At 34.7% G+C, this 18358-nt stretch carries 10 protein-coding genes; 6 read left to right on the top strand and 4 right to left on the bottom strand.

Annotated features, from left to right (window positions below):
* Positions 1 to 93: 93 nt before the first annotated feature.
* Positions 94 to 975: an accessory Sec system S-layer assembly protein gene (locus AABL52_RS22580; RefSeq protein ID WP_341518475.1), complete on the bottom strand. Its 882-nt coding sequence runs from the start codon at positions 973 to 975 to the stop codon at positions 94 to 96.
* Between the two features lie 14 nt (positions 976 to 989).
* Positions 990 to 3356: an accessory Sec system translocase SecA2 gene (gene secA2 / locus AABL52_RS22575; RefSeq protein WP_000935170.1), complete on the bottom strand. Its 2367-nt coding sequence runs from the start codon at positions 3354 to 3356 to the stop codon at positions 990 to 992.
* A 282-nt stretch (positions 3357 to 3638) separates the two neighbouring features.
* On the opposite strand from secA2, the gene AABL52_RS22570 reads away from it, so the two are divergent.
* The 4 genes from AABL52_RS22570 to AABL52_RS22555 all read left to right on the top strand — a co-directional run bounded on the left by AABL52_RS22570 (position 3639) and on the right by AABL52_RS22555 (position 12885).
* Complete coding sequence (locus AABL52_RS22570; protein WP_001060201.1) at positions 3639 to 5159, top strand: putative polysaccharide biosynthesis protein; 1521 nt, start codon at positions 3639 to 3641, stop codon at positions 5157 to 5159.
* A gap of 141 nt (positions 5160 to 5300) precedes the next feature.
* The gene (gene csaB / locus AABL52_RS22565; protein WP_001241604.1) at positions 5301 to 6404 is read left to right on the top strand and encodes a polysaccharide pyruvyl transferase CsaB; all 1104 of its coding nucleotides are present in this window, start codon (positions 5301 to 5303) and stop codon (positions 6402 to 6404) included.
* Positions 6405 to 7056: 652 nt separating this feature from the next.
* Entirely contained in the window at positions 7057 to 9549 is a 2493-nt protein-coding gene (locus AABL52_RS22560) for an S-layer homology domain-containing protein (protein WP_341518474.1), read from the top strand.
* Between the two features lie 714 nt (positions 9550 to 10263).
* Positions 10264 to 12885, top strand: coding sequence for an S-layer homology domain-containing protein (locus AABL52_RS22555; RefSeq protein WP_341518473.1), 2622 nt, complete (start codon positions 10264 to 10266; stop codon positions 12883 to 12885).
* Between the two features lie 103 nt (positions 12886 to 12988).
* On the opposite strand, the gene patB1 is transcribed toward AABL52_RS22555, so the two are convergent.
* Positions 12989 to 14179, bottom strand: a complete 1191-nt coding sequence (gene patB1 / locus AABL52_RS22550; protein ID WP_341518472.1) for a secondary cell wall polysaccharide O-acetyltransferase PatB1 — start codon at positions 14177 to 14179, stop codon at positions 12989 to 12991.
* Positions 14180 to 14203: 24 nt separating this feature from the next.
* Entirely contained in the window at positions 14204 to 15619 is a 1416-nt protein-coding gene (locus AABL52_RS22545) for an MBOAT family O-acyltransferase (protein ID WP_000232136.1), read from the bottom strand.
* Between the two features lie 226 nt (positions 15620 to 15845).
* Between AABL52_RS22545 and AABL52_RS22540 the strand changes: the two genes are divergently transcribed.
* Both AABL52_RS22540 and AABL52_RS22535 read left to right on the top strand, forming a co-directional pair.
* A complete protein-coding gene (locus AABL52_RS22540) occupies positions 15846 to 17303 on the top strand; it encodes an MBOAT family O-acyltransferase (protein ID WP_097843754.1) in 1458 nt (485 codons plus the stop codon).
* A 9-nt stretch (positions 17304 to 17312) separates the two neighbouring features.
* Complete coding sequence (locus AABL52_RS22535; protein WP_341518471.1) at positions 17313 to 18344, top strand: hypothetical protein; 1032 nt, start codon at positions 17313 to 17315, stop codon at positions 18342 to 18344.
* Positions 18345 to 18358 lie beyond the last annotated feature (14 nt).

Below are 18358 nucleotides of genomic sequence, written 5' to 3'. Positions count from 1 at the left end.
AGCCTGTCCAAGGAGGTGTGATGACCATCTTTTTGAACAGGCTTTTTGTATGAAAAAGAATAAGAGAGGCTGCTTTGGAAGCAGCCTCTCTTATTAGTCTTGTGGTACAAACGCTTTCCAAGAAGATAAATCCATATCTTCTTTTAATATAGATGAAGCAGGGAAGACAAATGACCACGGTTTTGTAGTGTTCGCTTTAATTTCAAGATTCGGCAATGTGAAAGCACCTTTCACAACAACTGAACCTGAAGCATCTTCAATATGAAGAGGAAGTTGCTCTAGTTGAATGTTGTCTTTGCAACCGTTACGAATAAGAAGCGTTGTATGTAAATCACCGTTTTCTTTTCTTGCAGCTTGCAGACCTAGGAAGTTAATTTCACCATCATTTGGAGGTGTTAAATTGTCTACGAAATTACGTAAAGCTTCTTTGCTTGCTTCAGGTAACTGAGCTTCCCAAGATGGATCTAAATCTAATGCATGCTTACTTTCAAGTTCAAATGCTAATTCCCAATCTGTTTGCGATAATTCAGCATCTGTAATTGTTTCTTGCTCAAATGTAAAGATGAATGGCATATTTACATTTGCAGGAATATCTCCTAATGCAGAAAGGTTAAATGTTTTGCGAGCACATAGTTTCTCCTCTTTATTTAGAAGGATTAATGTAACCTCTTCGAAAGAAATTGGTTTCGGAACAGTGCTACGAATAAATACAGCTACGTCATAACCATTATCACGTTTTTCAATCTCAATTCCAGATAAAGAAATTTGATATTCTTGTAAAGGTGTTAGTTCTTTATGTAAAAATTGATAAATGTATTTTTGTTCTTGTGCTACTGCACCCCAGCTTGGGTGGAAGTAAAGCGTTGGTTTTACAGTTTTATTTTCAGTATTTGTTTCTTCTTGTCCGAATAATTGATTACTAGAGACAGTCGTATCTTTTCCGCTTTTCTTAGCTCTTTTTAGGAATGATAACATAATCTTTCACCTCGTTATTGTACGTTTTCAGGAACACCTAAATGTCTTGCAACATAGCGGCACATTTCTTTTTCGAAATTACCATATGTGTATAAAAAGATATCTAAACCTTCTTTTTGATAAAGACGTGTAGGGTCTTCTTGTTGATATTGTCTTAGCCCGATGCCTTCTTTTAAGTGGGTCATCGCATCTAAGTGATTTACCCAGTTCTGATCTAGGAAATGAAGGGCAACGTAGCGTAGCGACTGTTGTAAATCAGTATGGCTATTTAGTTCATTTACGCGCTCTTTATAAAGAGATAATGTTTCTTTCAAAACGGATTGTAAATCTTCCGGTGAATGCACATTATTCGCTGATAGTGATGGCATGTTTGTTACTGGTAGAATTTCGTTTATATTTTCTGTTAAACGAGCGAAATCCCATTCTTCCGGAAGCATACCTTCTAAAAGATATTGCTTAGAAATGGCTTCTACAGCATGATCAATCATTGGAATAATAAGTTCAATCATATTTGTATCTTCTTGTAACAAGTTATTACGTAATTTATAAATAACGTTACGTTGGTCATTTATTACATCATCTAATTTTAAATTGTACTCACGCATTGAGAAATGGCTACCTTCACAAATTAATTGTGTACGGTTCACGAAATCATGGACTTTAGAAGTTAGAATAAGTCCTGTTTCATCTGTTTTCAGTGATTTATTTAATTTCTCGACTTCTTCTTGTGCGAAACGTTTTAGCATTTCATCTTCTAAAGAAAGGAAGAACTGAGAGCTACCTGGATCTCCTTGACGACCAGCACGACCTTTTAGCTGATTGTCAACGCGTCTTGATTCATGGCGTTCTGTCCCGATTACATGTAATCCACCAATTTCATGGACACCTTCACCTAGTAAAATATCAGTACCTCGTCCGGCCATATTCGTCGCAATTGTAATTTGTCCTTTTTGTCCAGCTGTTGCGATTAAATCGGCCTCTTGCTCTGCACTTTTTGCATTTAATAATTGATATGTAATATTCGCTTCATCTAAGTAACGAGCAACGGTTTCTGATTGTAAAATAGACATTGTCCCAATTAAAATCGGGCGTCCTTGTTTATTGTGTTTTAAAACATCTTCACGTACAGCTTTATATTTAGCATCGGCTGATACGTACACGACGTCATTTTTGTCTTCACGAATGATAGGACGGTTTGTTGGAATCGGCATAACTTCCATGTTATATACACGGTTAAATTCTTTCTCTTCCGTTTTTGCTGTACCTGTCATACCAGATAATGCTGGATACATACGGAAGAAGTTTTGAATTGTAATCGATGCCTGTGTTTGGTTTTCTTCTGTGATTTCTAAACCTTCTTTTGCTTCAAGAGCTTGGTGTAAACCATCACTTAAAGAGCGACCATCCATAACGCGGCCTGTGAAAATATCTACAAGTAGAATTTTTTCATCATGTACAATATAGTCAACATCACATTGGAAAGCGACATGAGCTCGTAATGCTTGAATCATATAATGATATAAAGTTTGATGTTCTAAATCATATAGGTTATCGATATCAAATAAATCTTCTGTTTTTGTAATACCGTCTTCTGTAAAACTAGCAGATTTCGTTTCTGCATCGTACGTGTAATGAAGGGTATCCTGGAATGACTTAATAACTTTTGCACATAAATAGTGTAAATCAGAGCTGCTTGATTTCTTACCAGCGATAATAAGAGGCGTCTTCGCTTCATCAATTAAAACGCTATCAATCTCATCGATAATAGCAAAATGATAGGGACGTTGTACCTGCTCATTTTTTGAAGAGGCCATATTATCACGTAGATAGTCAAAGCCAAATTCTGTTCCAATACCATATGTAATATCAGCTTCGTAAGCAAGTTTCTTTTCGGAAGGATCGATTTGAGGAATATTCAATCCAACCTTTAAACCTAGAAATTCATGAACTTGGCCAATTAATTCTTTATCTCGTTTTGCTAAATAGTCGTTTACAGTAATAACGTGAACACCTTTTCCTTCAAGAGCACGTACGTATGTTGGAAGAGAAGAAACTAATGTTTTTCCTTCGCCAGTTGGCATCTCTGCAATATTACCTTCTAATAGTACAAGACCACCAATTAACTGCACATCATAGTGACGTAATCCAAGTACACGCTTTGCAGCTTCACGTACAACAGCGAACGCCTCTGCTTTTATATCATCCACTGTTTTTCCATCGTTTAGCATGTTTTTAAAGGTGATCGTTTTATGACGTAAGTCTTCATCAGATAAATCAGATAGTTTTTCTTCTAGATTATTAATTTCTTGAACAAGTTGTTCATATTTTTTTAGTTTTCTCTTTTGAGAATCTCCTAACAGCTTTTTTACCGAATTCAGCATGTTGTAAACACTCCTCTTACTGACAATAGCTACATTATAGCACATGTTTATCCGGAATAAGTAGAAGTAGTAAATTGAAGAAAAAACTGGATAGAAATAAGTTGTTATTACATATGATATATTTAAAAGCCGTAAAGAAAGAGAGTATTCAATGTATAATAAATTTGGTATGATAGCTAAATGAGATAAAGTGAAATTTTTCAAAAAAGAGAAGAATATAGTTATCTCATTTTATGATGTAATAGGTATGGAAATTATATATTGAAAGAAAAGAGCTAGAAGATGAATAATAAGTTTGTGAAAGGCGCTGCGATTTTAACGATTACAACGTTTCTATCGAAAGTGTTGGGAAGTTTTTTTCAAATTCCATTACAAAATATAGCAGGAGATGAAGTGCTTGGGATTTTTCGCCTTGTTTTTCCTGTATATATGATAGCGTTAACTTTATCAGTAGCGGGAGTACCGCTAGCTATATCACAGTTAATCGCTGAACTTCATGAGAAGAATGATAAAGATGGGATTGCCAAACTATTTACGTCAGCATCTATTATTGGAGTAATATTTGGGGTGCTTGGATTTTCGGTTATTATGATTGGATCAAGTATGTTTGCAAACATGCTTGGTGGACAAGATACGAGACTCCCATTAATTGTCACTTCGTTTGCTTTATTAATCGCACCATATATGGCGGTATATCGAGGGTATTTCCAAGGTTTTGGAGACATGATTCCTACCGGGGTGTCGCAAGTAATTGAGCAGTTCATTCGTGTTTTCTTTATGTTAGCAATTGCATTCTTATTCGTATCTTGGAATAAAGATAGTGATGTTGTAACAGGCGGTGCAATGATTGGTTCTTGCCTTGGGGTAATTACGTCACTTATCTATTTGAGATTGAAGTATGTAAAAAGTATATATCGTTATAAAAGTAATACATATTCACTGCAAGACTTTAAAGGTAATGCAAAAAAGATACTTCAGGTTTCGATTCCAATTGCAATTGGGGCATTATCGATGCCGGTGTTAAATTTAGTTGATTCTGTAACGATTCCACATATGCTACATGAATCCACTGCAACGATTCAAGAACAATTTGGTATATATAGTCGTGGCTTTGCGTTTACACAATTAATTGTCGTATTTGCAAGTGCGATGGTATTTCCGTTAATCCCATTGTTAACTGCTGCATTAACAAAGAAAAATACAGCGTTAGCAAAACAAACAATTGAACGAACAAATGAGCTTGCTCATGTTTTAACAACGCCGATAACAATCTGGCTCATGGCACTTACAGTCCCGTTAAATGTCGGATTGTTTACAGATGCTAAAGGGAGCGGCATGTTAGCTATTTTAATTGGTAGTTCGTATTTCACATCACTTATGGTATTATCAATAGGAATTTTGCAAGGAATTAACCGTTCTAAGCAAGCGGCGTGGATAGTTGTTGGAGCGAGTTTTGTAAAAGTCATATTAAATATAGTACTCGTAAGTCAATTTGGCATAACTGGTGCGGCTTATAGTACACTTATCATATATATCATGATTTGTATCGTAAATTATATATACATTCGAAAAGAATTGGCTTATTCGATTCGAATGGGAAGATTTTTTGCTGTAATTGGAGTATCTAGTATAGTAGGTATAGGATTATATTTCACATCTACTTTAATAAATGTGGTAGATTCTAGACTTATTGCAGTAATATATAGTGGTTTAGCTTTTTGTGTGGCCTTGTTCATATATGGCATATGCGCATTAAAGTTGAACTGGATATCCAAAAAGCAAATTCCATTTTTGCGTAAGTAAATTTGTCTATAAATGAGTATGTCTATGTATATGTTTGTGAAAGAAATCAATTTGAAGTTATCCAACTTTTCTTATTAAAGAGTTGATAGCAATTTGTTGAATGACAAAAAGTTGATTGCGAAATGTTGGAGGAGATTAAGAGTGCGGTTAGTTTTATCAGGATATTATGGTTTTTATAATGTTGGGGACGAAGCAATTTTGCAATCAATTATTAAAGCGCTACATGAAGAGGATCCTACTCTTGAGCTTGTTGTACTTTCGAATGACCCCGACTATACAAGAAAAATGTACGGTGTAGAGGCAGTAAATCGCTGGGATATAAGAGCAATTTATAAGGAAATAAAGAAAAGTAATGGTTTAATTAGCGGAGGGGGAAGTCTCCTTCAAGATAAAACGAGTATTAAAAGTATTTTGTACTATACAGGTATTATGCGGATTGCTCGTTTTTTGAAGAAGCCCTATTATATTTATGCGCAAGGAATTGGTCCAATTACGAAAAGACAAAATCGTTTATTAGTGAAATGGCAAGTATCAAAAGCGGCATATATATCAGTTCGTGATGAAGATTCATTTTTGTATTTAAAAGATATGGGTATTAAGAAAGATATCGAACTAGTTCCAGATCCAGTATTGGCATGTCAACCAGAAGGAATGAAATCGGATTGGCTGCAAAAACATTCGATTCAAGGGAAAGTAATTGCAGTTAGTGTGAGATATTGGGATGCGAAAGAAGATTATATGAAGAAGCTAGCAGATACGCTGAAACAATTTAAGCGTGATGGATATCATATTCTATTCGTACCAATGCATGGACCATTTGATCAAAATGCATCACGCGATATTATTAACTTAATGGGAGAAGAAGCTCACATGCTTCCTTATAAGCTGGATATCCATGAGAAAATTTCAATTTTGTCGGAATGTTCGCTTCTAATAGGGATGAGACTTCATGCGCTCATACTATCTGCGGTTGCTAATATTCCTATGGTCGGTATTTCATATGATCCAAAGATTGATTCATTTTTACAACAAGTAAATCAGCCGATTATCGGAAACGTAGATGGTGACTGGACGGCTGAAACTTTATATAATGTGGCAACGAAGCAACTAGAACAAAAAGAATATGTACAAGCAACATTGGAACAAAGAGTAGAAGAATTGCGAGAACAAATTTCAACAGCGTCTCGCTACATCATAAGTGACTTGAATTCAAAAGAGTTTGAAAAAAGGGGAATGGAATCTTAATTTAAGAGGACATCCTCTTTTTTATTTTTTGAAAAAAAGAAAGTGTCGAAAGAAAATAAATATTTGTAGAAAAATGTCGAATTACATAAGCGATTTTAAATGTATGCCCATAAAAAAAGAATTTTGAGAGATAAGATGTATGTTTAATAATCCTAACATTCATATATAGAGAATGTTAAGATTTGGCGTTTTACTTAGTAAATTATAAGAAAATAGGTATGGTAATTTCGAAAAATGAGAAGGTAAGAAAAATGTCGAATTATATAAAAACAAAATGTCGATTAATGTCGTAATATCTTTATAGTTAAATATTGAAATTGGAAACGTTTTTCTGCTATAGTTGTAAATGGTTATGAGAAAATTATTTGAAACGTAATTCTGGCGCGTTTTTCTGTCTGTTTAAAATATTCTGATTTTATAATTTGGAATTTTAAAATAAAAGTCGAAAAAACGATCGCTCAGAATTGTGAAAATTCACTTTTTTGTCGAATTTCAGATTTTTGATTGGATAAAAATGGTGTATAATTCCTTTGTGATTCTATACAAAGGATACTTTAACCACATTTATATCTACTAGTTTCAAAAATAAATAGAATATCTATTTAAAAACTTATGGAACTAGTATTACATTCCTAAGGAGGAAATATATAAAATGGCAAAGACTAACTCTTACAAAAAAGTAATCGCTGGTACAATGACAGCAGCAATGGTAGCAGGTGTTGTTTCTCCAGTAGCAGCAGCAGGTAAAACATTCCCAGACGTGCCAGAAAAATTCTGGGGAGAAGAGTCTATTAACTACTTAGTAGAAAAAGGCGCAGTTAAAGGTAACGACAAAGGAATGTTCGAGCCTGAAAAAGAAATCACTCGTGCAGAAGCAGCTACAATGATGGCTCAAATCTTAAACTTACCAATCGATAAAGATGCTAAACCATCATTCGGTGATTCTCAAAACGAATGGTATACTCCATTCATCGCAGCTGTAGAAAAAGCTGGCGTTGTTAAAGGTAAAGGCGAAGGCAAATTCGATCCAACTGGAAAAATCGACCGCGTTTCTATGGCATCTCTTCTTGTAGAAGCTTACAAATTAGATACTAAAGTAAACGGTCCTCTAGAAACTAAATTCGATGATTTAAAAGATAGCTGGGGTAAAGATAAAGCTAACATCCTAGTTAAATTAGGAATTTCTGTTGGTACTGGCGACAAATGGGAGCCAAATAAATCTGTAACTAAAGCAGAAGCAGCTCAATTTATTGCTATGACTGACAAGCAGTTCGGACAAAAAGAAGAAGCTAAAGTTGAGTCTATTAAAGCAGTAAACGCTAAAGAAATCGAAGTTAAACTTGGCGCTACAGTGAAAGCAGAAGATGTGGAGAAAGCGACATTCACAATTTCTCAAGGCGACAACCCAGTAAAAGTTCCAGCAAAAATCGGTGAAGACAAAAAATCTGTAATCTTAACTTTAGAAGATGCTGCTATGCTTAAAAATAACAATGCTTATGTTGTAACTGTTGACGGCTTAAAAACTGCTGAAGGCAAAGCAATTCCAAAAGCATTAGAAGTTATCTTCTTTAACGATGAAGTAGCTCCAACTGTATCTACAGTATCTACTCCAGATGGAGATGTTAAAGTAGTATTCAGTGAAAAATTAAGCAAAGAAGCAGTTACTATTGTTATTAACGGTAAAAAATTCACAGCTACTCCTGTAGACAATGCAGTTACATTAACAAAAGCTGAGGTTGCATCTGTAGTTAAAAACGGTGAAGCATTTAACGTAATCGTATCAGGTGCTACAGATTTAGTTGGTAACACAATGGAAATGTACGAAGGTAAAGCTACTTATAAAGTAGAAAAAGATGTTACAGCTCCAGAAGTTAAAGAGATTAAAGTGAAAGAAATTACTAAAGAAGATGCTACATTAGAAGTTACATTCTCAGAAGAGATGACTCAAGAGAACCTAGGTAATGTAACAGTTAAAAAAGGAAAAGAAAAATTAGAAGCTACAATTTCTGTTGATGCTCAAGATAAAACAAAAGCAGTTGTTGAAGTAAAAGGCGCTCTTAAAGCAGAGGAAACAGCTACAAACCTTACAGTTGAGCTTGTTGGTTACAAAGATGCAGCTAAAAACGTAGGTCAAAAAGTATCTAAAGAAGTAAAAGTTACAAAAGACGTTGTAGCTCCTAACTTCGTAAAAGCTGTAGCAGAAAAAGAACAAAACTTAGCAGCTACATTTACATTTGATAAAGAAGTAAATGTTGACACAGCTAAATTCGATAAATCAATTGTTCGTATTATTAATCAAGATACAAGTGAAGATGTAACAACAAAAGTGACTGTAGAAGCTGCGAAAGATAATAAAAAAGGTATCACTGTAACATTCCCAGCTGCAGGTAACTATAAAGTTTCTGCTTCAAAAGGATTTATTCAAGATACAGCTGGTAATAATTCAGCAGCATTTACTGCAGATGTAAAAGTTGATAAGAAAAAAGATGAAGAAGAAGTAGTAGTTGATAAAGTAGCTCCAAAGGTAACAGACAAAGCATTCAATAAGGCTGAAAATACTATTACAGTGAAATTTGATAAAGTAGTAAAAGGTGGCCAAGGTGCAGAGTCAGCTGCTAACGTAAACAACTACACATTAGCAGGCGCTAAATTACCAGAAGGTACACTAATCACTTTATCTGGTGATACAGCTACAATCGAATTACCAAAAACATTCACTTTCGAAAAATCAGAAACAGTGAAGTTTACAGTAGCTAACGTTGCAAATGCATCTGGTGTGAAAATGGGTACAACAAACCTATTATTAGATGTTAAAGATACAAAAGCTCCTGAGTTCAAATCAGCTAAAGTTACAAATGTAGAGAAGAAAGAAGTAACTCTTACATTCTCTGAAGCTGTAAAAGTTGATGCAACTGATTTTGAATTCGATTTAAATGGTGTTCCATTTACAGTAGCTACAGCTCCAACAGAAGCTTCTAAAGAAGTAGTACTTGAGCTTAAAGCTAAAGACAATACTCAAGTTAATTTTGCAACTGGTACATTAACTCTTAAAGCTAAAGAACTTAAAGATAATGCAACTTTAAATACAGTTGACACAGAAAATAACAAACTTGTTGCTTTCAAACCAGTAACAGTAACTCGCTAATTAAAATTTATTTCAATAGAAAGAGTCCACAACATGTGGGCTCTTTTTTTATCTAATTTTTTATATAAAACGAGCTCTGAAACGTAGATCATATTTTGCAGATTAGTAGTTAGTTTTATTGAGAAATAAATCGAAAACGCTTTCAAAAATAGAAGGATATCCCACTGATATGTAAATTATTTGTAAATACACACCTTTTTTTGTTAAAAAAACATTCGAAAAGAAGAAGAAAATGTCGAAATGTAATTATTTTAGTCGAATTTAGTCTGAAAATTGTATTTATTGTAAAAAATATTTAAGTGATAAAGTGGAAATATGTGCTATAATTCCAATTGTGTATTCGATATGAAAAATATACGAAGCGCAGTGAGAGTGGTTTATAGAAAAACAGTTTGTTCATTTCTATATTTGAGTATTATTAATATAATAATAATGCGATTAAAAGACTGAATTATCAGAATGTGTCGAATCTTCTTTTGAGAAAGTTCTTGATAACGAATGGTTTTGTATAGTATGATGAACTTGTTTCAAAAAATGGTATTTAAACCTTATATTTACATCTAGCGGTTTATATCATTTTATTATGTGAACTACTTTTCATTATAGTATTTTTGTTTGTGTTTTTATTGTTTTATGGCGTTTCTAACTAGCTAGTTTTCAAATTTAATATGATATGAAACTAGTAGCATATTCCTGAAGGAGGAAATTTATAAAATGGCAAAGACTAACTCTTACAAAAAAGTAATCGCAGGTACGATGACAGCAGCAATGGTAGCAGGAATTGTATCTCCAGTAGCGGCAGCAGGTAAAACATTCCCAGACGTAGAAAATCACTGGTCTAAAGATTCAGTTTACTACTTAGTAGAAAAAGGTGCAATTTCAGGTAAGCCAGACGGTACATATGCTCCAGATGAGACAATCGATCGTTCTTCTGCAGCTGTTATTTTCACTAAAATTTTAAATTTACCAGTTGATGACAATGCGCAACCTTCTTTCAAAGATGCTAAAAATACATGGGCTTCTAAATATATCGCAGCAGTTGAAAAAGCTGGTATCGTTAAAGGTGACGGTAAAGATAATTTCTATCCTGAAGGAAAGATTGACCGTGCTTCTTTCGCGTCTATGCTAGTAGGTGCTTATAACTTAAAAGAAAAAGTAGATGGCACATTAGTTACAACATTTGATGATCTAAGAGGACATTGGGGTGAAGAGAAAGCTAACATCCTAATCAACCTTGGAATCTCTGTAGGTACTGGTACTAAATGGGAGCCTAATAAATCTGTATCTCGTGCAGAAGCAGCTCAATTTATCGCATTAACAGATAAAAAATATGCAAAACCAGATAACAGTGTTACGAAAGTAACAAACGTTACTGCTACTGAGCCAACACAATTAACGTTAACTGGTACAGGATTAAACAAGCTTACTGCTGAAGATGTTACGCTTGAAGGAAATAAAGCGATCGCACTTGAAGCAAGTAAAGATGGAAAATCTGCAGTTGTAACGTTAAGCGGGAAAATTGCTCCAAATAAAGAGCTTCCTGTTAAAGTAAAAGGCGATTCATTTAATGTAAAATATGTATACGAAGTGAAAAAATTACGCGTAGAACAACTTACATTCGATGACGATCGTGCAGATCAAGCTGTTGTCTTCAAATTAAATGAAGAAAAAGGTAACGCTGATATCGAGTATTTAGATATCGCTGGCCATGATGTGAAATTTGTTGCGAATAAATTAGATGGCACTCCAGCAAACATCTTTGAAGGTGGAACTGCAGAGTCAACAACTGGTAAACTAGCAGTTGGTATTGCTGAAGGTAAATACAAAGTGGAAGTACAAGTTACGAAACGTGGCGGTATCACAGTTTCTAACACTGGTATCATTGAAGTGAAAAACCTTGATGCAGAAGCAACAGCAATTAAAGATGTTGTATTTGCAGTAGATACAGATAAAGCTGGTGTAAATTACGCTAAAGCTTTAAGTGGAACAGACTTCACATTAAACAGCAAAACTTTAGTTGCTGGTGAAAAAGCTGGTATCCACAAAGTGGTTGCTCAAATTAACAAAGAAAACAAAGTTGTTGATCCTAGCGCGATTAGCCTAAAATCATCTAATCCAGGTGTTATCTCTGTTAAAAACGGTGAAATTAAAGCTGAAGCAGCTGGTTCTGCAACACTTACAGTTAAAGTGGGCGATGTAACAAAAACATTTGATTTCGTTGTAAAAACAGATACTCGTAAACTTACAACTGTAAAAGCTAACCCAGATCAATTAAAAGTTGTAGATGGTAAAGAGTTACCAGTAACATTCGTAACAACTGACCAATACGGCGATCCATTTGGTGCAAATACTGGTGCTATTAAAGAAGTATTCCCACAAACAGGCGTTGTAGCTGAATTAGATGTTACTACAACAAATGAAGGTTCTATCGGTACATCTTCTATTAAAGTTAAAGGTGCAAAAGTTGGAGCTGGTACAATCCACTTCCAAAATCCAAATGCAAGTGGTGAAGGCTACGGATCACTTCATGTTGAAGTTACGAAGAGCAACATCGGTCATGAAGCTCCACGCTTAGAGCTTGTTTCTAAAGCTGGTCAAAAAGGTGAAGCTGCTGACACTACACTTGGTGCTGGAAATACAGTAAACTACCAATTATCTAATTACACTACAGAAGGCGTATATGCTGATGCAGCTGACTTAGCAGGATATGAGTTTAGAGTAGGTAATGATGCTATCGCTTCTGCTAAAATTGAAGGAAAAACATTAAAAGTAACAGGTAAAACAGCTGGTGTTACAGATGTTATCTTAACGAAAGATGGCGCTACAGCTGGACACGCAACAATTACTGTTACACAAGAAAACATCCAAATTACATCTGTTAAATTTAAGGATGTAGAGGTTGAACAATTCGAAAACCGTAAAGTTGATATCGACAGAGTACTAGACGTTGTGAAGAGTGATAAAGATGATGTTCTAAACGGCATCAAATTAAACATCTCTACAGAACATAAAGTACGTATCGTTGATGAAGGTACAGAACAAGGTAAAGTTTACTTAGATCGTAACGACAATGCTACATTCGATGGTAACGATGTTGCGCTTGGTTATGTAACAGCTGTTAAATCAAATGATACAGTTTCTAAAGAAGGAAATGAATTATTCAACTTCTTAACTGATGAAACTGCTACTAAGAAAAACGACGTCTTCAAAGGTGTAACAACTGCATTTGGAGATAAAGGTACAGTAATCTTTAAAGTTGTGAAAGACAGATTGGCACCAACTACTGAGTATGGTACAAAAGCTGTAACAATCAACGTTATTAAAGAAAAAATCTAATGATTAGATTTGCAATCCTCATGTCATTATGACATGAGGATTGTTTTTTGTTTTGAAAAAATAGGTGTCTTTAGAGGATTCTAAAGACACCTATTTTTAATAGTTATTTCTTAAATTTAAACATATCCCCACTCAAATTCGAATCACTATACACGAACAATACCATGTTAATGTTGTTGTCTTTAATGTATTGATATACATCTTTTTCGTGATAGTGACGCAGGTCAAGGATGGATGTATGTTTAAAGCTTTGTGCTAAGTGTGGCACGATTGCGTTTGCGAATGAGTCTTTTAGGACTAAGGCGCGTACTTCATTTGGTGCATTGTTATTTTCAAAGACGATTTCTGGATAGTCGTCCGTGTAATAACCTGCGTATGATGTTGTGTCTTTTTGTTTTTCTACGCCGTATATGCTATCTAAGTTTTGATGAACAGTACCTGTCACATCTTTTGCGGTTACACTTGTGAAGTTGAAACCGTCTTTCGGTGTGTAGTAGCACAATTTTTCACCCGTTGCATCGATGAGTTGGTATAGTTGGTTGTTGAAGCTACCGACTAAATGTTTATTTTGCGCACATGTACGAGTGTAGTCTTCTTTTTTTACTTCTTTTCCTTTATATATAGAAGATTGTTGCCCGATTGAGTTCATTATATATTGGTAGCCTACGAAGGCGCCGTCCATATTCCAATGATGATCTGTTTTGAAATACATGTTCTGTATTTCTTCGTTCGTATAGTTCTGTTTAAATTGCTCCATCAGTTTTATTGGCTTTACGTCAGCTGGAAGTTTTTTTAGAAAGTAATTTAAATTGTCCTGTGCATATGTATAAATATGAGAAGGTAATTTAAATGATAAAGCATTCGTTTTTGACGGTGGTAAAGCAAAGTAAAACTCAACGTTTTGTTCTTTTAAAAACTGAGATAAGTCGTTTATAGCGGGCATGGATTGGTCAATTTCATTATATTTTTTCGTCCACGCTGGATTTTTCAGGAGCCATTTATCATCAGTCAAAATAATGTCGTTAATGAGAGATTTGCCCATATTAATTTGGGCAATTGTATAGCTTTTAATGAATTCATCTCGTCCGATTAGTTGATCATTTGTGTATGTTTCAAAATCTTTAAAGAAGCTACCAGTTAGGAGAGCTTCTTTCGTCAGTGCTGGTTTTTGAGCGAGCGGCCGATTTTCAACTGGTGAAATGGCTCGGTCTGTTTTGAGTAACGATAGTATGCCAAATGAAAAGATAATGGTGAGAAAACCGATTAATAGGATGAGGTTTCCCAATTTTTTCATAGTAACTTTTCCTTCCTACATAAGTTAAAACCTGAAATAAATAAATGGATTATACGTTGAGTTAATCAAGTACATAACCGAAATCATAAATAGTGTTAGTAATAATATAGGACGTACAATTTGCATCGTGAACATATACGTTTTTGGCGCAAGTTCTAGTATGTTTTTTATTCGTTTTAAAATTGGTGTCGCTGCGATAAAGGCAATGAGAAATACGACAATGTATTCATGTACGTATAGCATGGTATTGTCATCAATGAAAGATTGTCCTCCTATGCCGAACATCGCTTTTAAATATTGGAACGAGTAAGCGAAGTTGTCAGCTCGGAAGAAGACCCAGCCAATCATAACGATGAATAATACGTATGCATGTTGCAGCGGTTTCCATAGTTTGTTTAATATTTTTTCGAATCCAGCTTTTTCAATTGAAATAATAAAGCCGTAATATAAGCCCCAGGCGATAAATGTCCAACTCGCCCCGTGCCATAAACCAGTTAATCCCCATACGATGAAGAGATTACGATAATTCGCTAGTTTTGAAACGCGGTTTCCGCCGAGCGGGATATATATGTAATCGCGGAACCAAGAACCAAGTGTAATATGCCATCTTCTCCAAAACTCTGAAATAGATTTAGAGATGTACGGATAGTTGAAGTTTTTCGGGAAATCAAATCCGAACATTTTTCCAATTCCGATTGCCATATCAGAGTACCCTGAGAAATCGAAATAAATTTGCAGGGTGTAGGCGATAATACCGATCCATGCCGTTCCAACACTTATTTCAGATGGCGGTAAGGCAAATATTTTATCGGCTACAAAACCTACTTGGTTGGCGATTAATATTTTTTTTGCTAGTCCGAGAACGAAAATTTGAATACCTTCTGTGAATCGTTCAAAAGAATGGATACGCGTTTTAATTTGTTCAGCGACGATATTGTAACGAACAATTGGTCCGGCAATAAGCTGAGGGAAAATAGATATATAGAGCGCTAAGTTAAGTGGATTTTTTTGAACATCCCCATCTTTACGGTATATATCGATGACATAAGACATCGCTTGGAATGTATAAAATGAAATTCCAATTGGTAGTGGAATAGGTTCCACATGAATAGATACATGCAATACATTGTTTAAAATGTCTGTGAAAAATGAAATATATTTAAAATAAGACAGTAATAAAATATTTCCGACCACAGCCATAATTAAAAATGTGACTTTCATATTTTTTCGTTTATCATAATGATGCACGAGTAGGCCAAAGCAGTAGTTTAATACGATGGAAAAGAGCATTAAAAGAACGAAACGTGGTTCGCCCCATGCATAGAAAATTAAACTAAATGCAAGTAATACGAAATTACGTAGCTCGGCACGCACTATAAAATAGAAAAATAATACGAGAGGTAAAAAGATAAATAAGAAAATCGAACTACTAAATACCAAAGGACTCTCCTCACTTTTTCGAAATACATTTCGTGCAAAAAAACCGACATATCTATTATATATTCTTTTATATAATGATGCCTTTAATATTTTATCATGTTAATAATTCGATTAAAATAATTATTCTATATAATAGAAGGAAAGCGGTATGGAATCCTTTTGACACTCACTATCTGGATAAGATAAGATGAATAAGGTGTGATTTGTTTAGAAGGGAAGAGATGGTGTGTTATTTAACTCGTTTGAGTTTATTTTTTTATTTTTACCGATAGCATTTCTTTTATATTTTCTATTAAATAAATTTGGACAAACTACTTTAGCGAAAGCTTGGCTTGTGGCAGCATCTTTATTTTTCTATAGTTATTGGAATATAAAATATTTGCCGCTTATGTTAATATCGCTCATTGTGAACTACTTTATCGGAATGAGGCTCGTGAAGCATAAGAGTAAACTTCTTTTAACAGTAGGCTTAATATTTAATATAGGAATGCTTAGTTATTTCAAGTACTATGATTTCTTTTTACAAAATGTAAATTCGTTATTTGGAACTCATTTTACATTATTATCATTAACGTTACCGCTTGCGATTAGTTTCTATACATTCCAAAAGATTGCGTTTTTAGTAGATACGTATCGCGGGGAAACGGAGGCATGTCATTTTCTTGATTACGCTCTGTTTGTAACATTTTTCCCGCAACTTATTGCAGGGCCAATTGTGCACCATGCGCAAATTATGCCGCAGTTTGCTGATCGTAGTAAAAAGCGTTGGCAATCAAATTATATCGTTCTCGGTATTTTTGTATTTGCCATCGGTATTTTCAAAAAGGTAGGGATTGCAGACGTTTTATCTCCCGTTGTACGGGAAGGGTTTGATGTACAGCAGTCGCTAACATTTGTTGAAGCGTGGCTTTCTTCATTAGCGTTTACATTCCAGCTATACTTTGATTTCAGTGGATATAGCGATATGGCGATTGGGATTGCTTTAATGTTTAATATTAAATTGCCTCAAAACTTTAATTCCCCTTATAAAGCGGTGAGTATACAAGATTTTTGGCATCGCTGGCATATGACATTAAGCCAGTTTTTAACGAAATATGTGTATATTTCTCTTGGAGGAAATAGAAAAGGAATTACGCGTACATACGTCAATATTATGATTGTTTTCTTAATAAGTGGACTTTGGCATGGAGCAGGTTGGACGTTTATTTTCTGGGGATTTCTGCACGGATTAGCTTCTGTCATTCATCGTTTGTGGAATAAAGCAGGAGGTCGCATGCCGGCCTGGGCAGGATGGCTCGTGACGTTTTTCTTCATTAATATAACGTGGGTATTCTTTAGAGCGACATCGATGCATGATGCGGTGAAAGTGTTAAAAGGAATGTTTGGGTTTAATGGATTCGAACTAGCAAATAGCGTGTTCCCAGTATTTATTATGGAGAAACTACAATTTTTAAAAGAGTATGGTGTTTCATTTACTGAAGCATACCATGTTTCATTATTAGATACGAAAATAGTAGCGTACATTTTCGGAGCATTATGTATTAGTTTCTTCTTAAAAAATTCAATTCAGTTAAAAGACTCATTCCGTCCGACAGTATGGACGGCGTTATTTACTGCAATATTACTTGTGTATAGTGTGTTACATTTAACGAGTATTAGTGAGTTTTTATACTTTAATTTCTAGGTGGAGAATATGAAAAACAAACAGTGGCTTATTTTCGTTTTTGTATGTGTTTTTGTTCCACTTGCAGGTGTTGGAATATTTAATGGCTATGCAGATTCGCTTTGGTTATTCTCGCATAAAAATAAGTGGAATGATGTTCAGTTTGGGTTTAATGAGAGGCAACAAAAAACGAATTATATAACATATCGTCCGTTTACATATGATGGCGTTATACTTGGAAGTAGTAGAACAACGTTTATCAATGAAAATGATTTTACTGGATTAAACGCATTTAATTATGCGGTAAGTAGTACAGATCCGCGTGAATATGATGCGTACATTGAATATGCAAAAGAGCGAAAAGGTAGTGAACTATCTTCTATTGTGATTGGTTTAGATTTCCTTGGAACGAACAAAAATAGAGAAATCGGTTTTGATAAACCAGAAGTGTATATTAAGGAGGCGCAAAGCTTACTATATCCAATTAAATCGTATGTGAGTATGGATGGGATTACATATTCCCGAAATACAATTCAAAACTCCATTCATCACAATAAGACTATCGATGTATATAATCGTGATAATGTAAAATCGATGCGTGAGTATACGAAAGAAGAGCGGGATGCACAAATTGCCGCGCAAGTAGATAAATTTAGCAGAGAGATTTATGGCGGGAATTATGAGTATCAAAATATGAAGGGAATATTAGGTACTGTAAAATCCCATAATCCGAATGCAAAGTTTTATATTTTCACAACGCCTGTTTCAGAGCCATTGTTCCGTACGATGATTCAATCAGGACGATGGGAAGATTATAAAAGATGGCTCCATGATGCTGTCGATGTATTTGGAGAAGTACATCATTTCATGTATTTAAATTCAGTAACAAAGAACTTAGATAACTATATGGATGGACATCATTTCAGACCGGAAATTGGGAAGATGATTGCACATAAAGTTGTAAATGAAGAAGATCGTACTGTGCCGCAAGATTTCGGTATTGTTATTACGAAGGATAATATTGATGAAGTGCTGGAGGAAATTCGGGCGTCTTTTCAATAGAATAAAAAAAGCAG

This window comes from Bacillus paramobilis (assembly GCF_038096195.1).
GTDB lineage: Bacteria > Bacillota > Bacilli > Bacillales > Bacillaceae_G > Bacillus_A > Bacillus_A mobilis.
This window is presented reverse-complemented; position numbering and strand designations above follow the sequence as displayed.